The 6,183-nt window shown below is 68.3% G+C and carries 6 protein-coding genes and 2 pseudogenes; 5 read left to right on the plus strand and 3 right to left on the minus strand.

Features of this window, described 5'->3' with window-relative positions:
* The 3 genes and pseudogenes from AC1DY5_RS38145 to AC1DY5_RS38155 all read right to left on the minus strand — a co-directional run.
* Positions 1–148, minus strand: a pseudogene (locus tag AC1DY5_RS38145) (aspartate aminotransferase family protein); the annotation flags it as partial.
* A 134-nt stretch (positions 149–282) separates the two neighbouring features.
* Positions 283–1,218 carry a 2-hydroxyacid dehydrogenase gene (locus tag AC1DY5_RS38150; protein ID WP_478119655.1) on the minus strand — a complete coding sequence of 312 codons (936 nt, stop codon included), beginning with the start codon at positions 1,216–1,218 and terminating at the stop codon, positions 283–285.
* 5 nt (positions 1,219–1,223) lie between these two features.
* Entirely contained in the window at positions 1,224–2,102 is an 879-nt protein-coding gene (locus AC1DY5_RS38155) for a GNAT family N-acetyltransferase (protein ID WP_478119656.1), read from the minus strand.
* A gap of 328 nt (positions 2,103–2,430) precedes the next feature.
* On the opposite strand from AC1DY5_RS38155, the pseudogene AC1DY5_RS38160 reads away from it, so the two are divergent.
* The 5 genes and pseudogenes from AC1DY5_RS38160 to AC1DY5_RS38180 form a co-directional block, all read left to right on the plus strand.
* Positions 2,431–2,529: pseudogene (locus AC1DY5_RS38160) on the plus strand (hypothetical protein); the annotation flags it as partial.
* 254 nt (positions 2,530–2,783) lie between these two features.
* Positions 2,784–3,140 (plus strand): cupin domain-containing protein, encoded by a 357-nt coding sequence (locus AC1DY5_RS38165; protein ID WP_478119657.1) that lies wholly within the window; start codon positions 2,784–2,786, stop codon positions 3,138–3,140.
* A 239-nt stretch (positions 3,141–3,379) separates the two neighbouring features.
* Positions 3,380–4,045 (plus strand): haloacid dehalogenase type II, encoded by a 666-nt coding sequence (locus tag AC1DY5_RS38170; protein ID WP_478119658.1) that lies wholly within the window; start codon positions 3,380–3,382, stop codon positions 4,043–4,045.
* Between the two features lie 25 nt (positions 4,046–4,070).
* Complete coding sequence (locus AC1DY5_RS38175) at positions 4,071–5,363, plus strand: NAD(P)/FAD-dependent oxidoreductase (protein WP_478119659.1); 1,293 nt, start codon at positions 4,071–4,073, stop codon at positions 5,361–5,363.
* Positions 5,364–5,428: 65 nt separating this feature from the next.
* A partial coding sequence (locus AC1DY5_RS38180; protein ID WP_478119660.1) for an ABC transporter substrate-binding protein occupies positions 5,429–6,183 on the plus strand: 755 nt, incomplete at its 3' end.

The following is a 6,183-nucleotide window of genomic DNA, read 5'->3' on the forward strand; positions in this document are numbered from 1 at the left end:
CATCGGTCAGCCACGCGCCGCGGCCCGAGGCGAGCACGGTGGGCCCGCGCTCTTCGTGCACGCGCCAGGGCGAGACGGGGTGGATGAGGTGGGCGCGGTCGATGGCGTCGAGCGCGGCCTTGTTGGGCAATGCGATGGGGTGTGTCATGAAGGGGCGGGAGTCGGGCCTTTGGATGTCCAAAAGCTTAGGCCGCGTGCCCCTCGTGCGGGTGCTGCATTGAGGGCTTTGTGCGATGCAGCCTGCGGTTGTGCGCGTCGCGACAGCAGATCGTGCGGCGCGCCTCAGTACCCTCGCGCGCGATCGACGAGCCCGATCATCGGCTCGCCGTCCTCGAAGCGGCGCAGGTTGTCGAGCACCACCTCCGCCGCACTCAGCGGCTGCGTCATGCTCGCGATGTGCGGCGTGAGCTGGACGTGCGGATGGCGCCAGAAGGCATGCTCCGGCGGCAGCGGCTCGGGGTCGGTCACGTCGAGCACGGCATCGCCGATCCGGCCGCTGGCCAGCGCGGCCAGCAGGTCGGCGTCCACGAGCTGCGGCCCGCGGCCGACGTGCACCAGGCCCGCACCTTCGGGCAGCATCGAGAACAGGCGCGCATCGAGAAAGCCGCGCGTCGAATCGGTCAACGGCAGCAGGCACACGAGGATGTCGGTGCGTGCAAGAAAGGCCGGCAGCTCATCGGCGCCGGCATGGCATTCCACGCCTTCGACCGCATGCCGCGAACGGCTCCAGCCGGCGCAGTCGAAGCCCAGGCCGACGAGCTGCGCCAGCACTGCCTGGCCAAGCGAGCCGAGCCCCAGCACGCCCACGCGCCGCTCGCCGGCGGGCCGCACGGCCAAGGGGCGCCACTGGCCCTGCTGCTGCTGGCGCCGGTAGCGCGGCATGTCGCGATGAAGGCCGAGCACCGCATGCGTCACATACTCGACCATGCCCTGCACGATGCCTGGCTCCACCATGCGCACCACCGGCAAGTCCGGCGGCAGCGCCGCGAAGTCGAACTGGTCGACGCCGGCGCCGGAAGAGAACAGCACCTTCAGGTTCGGGAAGCGCTCGGCCAGCTGCGGCGGCGGCTCCCAGGCCGCGAGGAAGCGCACCTGCGCCGGGTCGCCGATGTCGGGCCAGATACGGAAGTCGATCCCGGGCGCGCGGCGCCGGAACACCTCGGCCCACTGGCGGCCGCGCACCGGGTCGGACTTGTAGAGGAAGGTGGTCGAGCCCATAGAACTCAGCCCACGGCCTGCGTGACGATCGCGAACAGCGCCGGTCCGCCGGGCGGCGAGGCGAGCGGCGTGCCGCGCACCATCGTCGTCGGCGCATCCACGCGCAACAGGCCGAAGCTCTCGAGCCATTCGGCCAGGCCGCTGGCGAAGTCGATGTCGATGCGCATGAAGTTTCCGGCATTCATCCCGGCGAGGTGCGCGATCAGCGCCTTCGCGCCTTCGGCATCGGGCGCCACCACCGGACCGATCGCGTGCCCGCGCCCGAAGCGGCGCAGCATCGCGAAGCCTTGCGGCGCGTTGTCGTGGTCGAGCACCACGCAGGCATCGGACGCGGCGAGCAGATCTGCAATCAGCGCATCGCGCGGCATGCCGCGTGCAGCGGCATCGAGCGCCTGCAGCGATGCCGCCTCGCTATGGCCGGCAGGCCGCAGGCGCCAGCCCGTGGCCAGCGCGACCAGCGGCGCCGGCTGGGCCACGCCCTGGTGCTGCCGCAGCTCGCCGATGCGCACGAAGCCCAGGCGCTCGTAGAGGCCTCGGCCTTCGGCGGTGGCATGCACCAGCACCGTGTGCTCCCCCAGCTCTTCGAGCAGCGCGCTCATCAGCCGGTGGCCGAGGCGGCGCCCCTGGCAGGCCGGCGACACGATCACGAGGCCGATGGTGGCGTGGCGCTCGCCCCAGCGCCAACGCAGGGCGGTGCCGACCAGCTCGCCGTCGCGCTCGGCGACGATACCCTCGGCATGGGCGAAGACCTGCGCCCAATCCGCGGGGCGGTGCGGCCAGCGCAGCTCGGCGGTCAATGCGTGCGCGAGCGGCAGGTCGGCCGCGGTCATCGGTCTCAGCACCACGCCGTCGAGAGCGGGTGCGTTCAGTGTCTGGGCGGGCATCGGCAGGTCTTCGTGCGAGCAAAAGGGCAGCTCATCTTGGATGACATCCGCGCCTTTCGCCAGACCGAATTCGCGCTCTTTCGCAACTCGCAAGCTTCGCCTGCAAAGCGTGCCTGTTTTGCAATTCGCTGCAGCGGCGGGCCTGCTTACGCATACAAATGATGGGCCGATCTCCCTAGCATCGTTCGCCATGCAAAGCTTCGACCGGGACTTGAACATGCTTGAATTCGACCCTGACAAGACCTCCTTTCCAAACGGATACTTCATCGGGGGTGTGCTGGTCAATGGCGAGGGTGACGTGCTGGAGGTTCATCGCCCATCCGATGGGATGATCTACGCCGAAGTGCCCATCGCTGCCGCAACCATCGTCGACCGCGCGGTGAGCGATGCGCAGCCCGCATTCCAGACTTCGGATTGGGCTACGGGAGCGCCCCGTGCACGCGCCCGAATACTGCGGCGCTGGGCCGAGCTGATCGAGGCCCGGAGCGGCATTGGCGGCAGGCATCGGCTTCTCCAACTGATCGCGGCAGTCTCAGGCATTGCGCGCGCAAGCAGATTGCGCTTTGCCGCGCAGCCAATCGCGCATTTGCCACCGTTTTCGGCATCGGCTTCGGCACCAACCCGAGAACACCTAAACATAGCATCAGGGTCGTGTTCCACCCTCCTGAAAGTCCGCTTTCCATGTCAAAAAATCTGCTCATCAACTTCAACTTCGACCAACTCGGCGAACCGCGCGAATACCGGCCGCCGGCCGAACGCGTCATCGAAGGCGACATCGTGTGCCGCAACTGGGACGTCGACAGCGCCAAGGACGACAAGGTGCGCGCTGGCGTGTGGGAGTCGACACCCGGCGTCAACCGCTCCATCAAGGGCGAGACCTGGGAATTCTGCCTGATCCTGTCCGGCGTGGTCGAGCTCACCGAGGACGGACAGTCCCCAGTGGTCTACAAGGCCGGGGACTGCTTCATCATGAAGCCAGGCTACACCGGCACCTGGCGCACCCTCGAGACCGTGCGCAAGGTGTGGATCATGGCCTGAGCCTGACGCAGCCGCTGCCGCTTCAAAAGCGTGCGCATCGCCTTCGCAGCCACGCACCGAGGTGCGTGGCTGCACACGCAAAGGCAGACCGCACGGCATGCCGCCGGCGCCCCCTCAAACCGCAGCTTTCGTGCGCCAGGCACTTCATTTCCCTACAACCTCGACGCGGCTGCGTGCTGCAATCGCTTCGTCATGAGTTCGTCGCATTTGCATCTTTCATTTAAGGAATAGAGACCATCATGCCCTTCCGTCCCAAGTACATCACCTTCGACTGCTACGGCACGCTGACGCGCTTCCGCATGGGCGACATGGCGCGCGACATGTTCGCCGACCGCATCCCGGCCGAGCGCATGGAGCAGTTCATCGCCGACTTCAGCGCCTACCGCTTCGACGAAGTGCTGGGCGACTGGCAACCCTACGAGGTGGTGCTGAAGAACGCGGTGCGCCGCCTTTGCAAGAAGTGGAAGATCCAGTACCTCGACAGCGAAGCGCAGAAGTACTACGACGCGGTGCGCACCTGGGGCCCGCATGCGGACGTGCCCGCCGGCCTGGCCAAGATCGCCAAGGAGATCCCGCTGGTGATCCTGTCGAACGCCTCGGACGACCAGATCCAGAAGAACGTGGCGATGCTCGGCGCGCCCTTCCACCGCGTCTACACCGCGCAGCAGGCGCAGGCCTACAAGCCGCGCCTGAAGGCCTTCGAATACATGCTCGACTCGCTGGGCTGCAACCCCGAAGACGTGCTGCACGTGTCTTCCAGCCTGCGCTACGACCTGATGTCGGCGGACGACCTGGGCATCGTCAACAAGGTGTTCGTCAACCGTGGCCATGGCCCGGGCAACCCGGCCTACCGCTACGTCGAGATCCAGGACATCGGCGGCCTGCCCGGCGTCGTCGGCCTCTAATTGCCCCAGCCACGCGCCCCACGCCATGAAGCTCGACTCCTACTGGACCAGTTCGGCGCCTGCCTTCGTGCCCGAGCCGCATGAGCTGCCGGCGCAGGTCGACGTGGCGATCGTCGGCGGCGGCTTCACGGGCCTTTCGGCGGCGCTGGCGCTGGCGAAGCGCGGCGCCAAGGTGGTGGTGCTGGAGGCCGGCGAGCGCGTGGCCGCCGAAGCCTCGGGGCGCAACGGCGGCCATGTCAACAACGGCTTGGCGGTGGAATATGCCGAGGTGGCCGCGAAGTTCGGTGCCGACCGGGCCCGTGCCTGGTACCGCGCCTACGACGACGCCGTGGACACGGTCGAGCGGCTGGTGCGCGACGAGGCCATCGATTGCGACTTCCTGCGCCACGGCAAGCTCAAGCTTGCGACGCGTCCCGGCCAGATGACGGCGCTCCAACGCAGCGCCGAGCGCCTGGTCGCCGACCGCGTCGACACCGATGTCGAGATCCTCGATGCGGCGCGCGTGCGCGCCGAAGTGCAGAGCGAGCGCTTCCACGGCGGCCTGCTCTACAAGCGCAGCGGCCAGATGCACATGGGCCGCTTCGCGCAGGGCCTGGCCGCAGCAGCCGAGCGCAACGGTGCGCAGATCCACACCGGCACGAGCGTGCAGCGCATCGAGCGCCTGGGCCAGGGCCATGCACCTCGGCTGCACACGGCGAGCGGCACCGTCGCCGCAGAGCAGGTGCTGCTGGCCACCGGCGCGACGCGCCACGGCGGCTACGGCAGCTTCGGCTGGCTGCGCCGCCGCATCGTGCCGATCGGCAGCTTCATCGTGGTCACCGAGCCGCTGGGCGCCGAGCGCGCGCAGGCCCTGCTCTCGGCCCGGCGCACCTACGTGACGGTGGCGAACATCCACCATTACTTCCGGCTCACCACGGACCACCGGCTGGTCTTCGGCGGGCGGGCGCGCTTCGCGATCTCCAGCCCGCAGTCGGACGCCGCGAGCGGCGAGATCCTGCGCGCCGGATTGGCTGAAACTTTCCCGCAATTGCGCAACGTGCGCCTCGACTACTGCTGGGGCGGCCTGGTCGACGTGACGCAGGACCGCCTGCCGCATGCCGGCGAGCGCGACGGCCTCTACTACTCGACGGGCTATAGCGGCCACGGCACCCAGATGTCGGTCCACATGGGCGAGTGCATGGCCGCCGTGATGGCGGGCGATGCCGAGGCCAACCCGTGGCGCGAGCGCCACTGGCCCGCCATCCCGGGGCATTTTGGTCCGCCCTGGTTTCTGCCGGCGGTGGGCCTGTACTACCGGCTCAAGGATCGGCTCGCCTGAGACGCCCGCGCGACGAGATTCTTTCCTCACGTTTTTCAATAATCAGATCCACCAGGAGACATCCCATGAGCGACAACCACAACCCATTGGCTCGATTTGTCGGTCCGCGCGAAAGCCTTCGCGCGATGGAGTCGCTGCGGCGCGGCGCCACGCGGCGCGACATCCTCGCGATGCTGATGGCCGGCGGCATGCAGGCCACGCTGGCCGGCAGCCTGGCGGGCGTGGCGATGAGCGCGCATGCACAGACGCCCAGGAAGGGCGGGCGCATCCGCGTCGCCGGCGCAACGGCCGCCGCCACCGACACGCTGGACCCGGCCAAGCAGTCGAACCAGACCGACTACTCGCGCTGCAACATGATCTACAACGGCCTCACCTCGCTGGACGGCGGCCTGACGCCGCAGCCCGCGCTGGCCGAGTCCTTCACCACCAAGGATGCGAAGACCTGGGTCTTCACGCTGCGCAAGGGCGTGGTGTTCCACGACGGCAAGGCGCTCTCGCCGGCCGACGTGGTGTTCTCGGTCATGCGCCACAAGGACCCGGCCACCGCTTCCAAGGCCAAGGCGCTGGCCGACCAGATCGACAGCGTCAAGGCCACCGGCCCCAACGAGGTGACGGTGGTGCTCAGCGCGCCGAACGCCGACCTGCCGGTGATCCTGGGCACCTTCCACTTCCAGATCGTCAAGGAAGGCACGACCGACTTCAATGCTGGCATCGGCACCGGGCCGTACAAGCTCAAGGAGTTCAAGCCTGGCGTGCGCTCGCTCGTGGTGCGCAACGACGCCTACTGGAAGCCCGGCAAGCCCTACCTCGACGAGATCGA

The sequence above is a fragment of the Variovorax sp. P4_D9 genome (genome assembly GCF_056401695.1).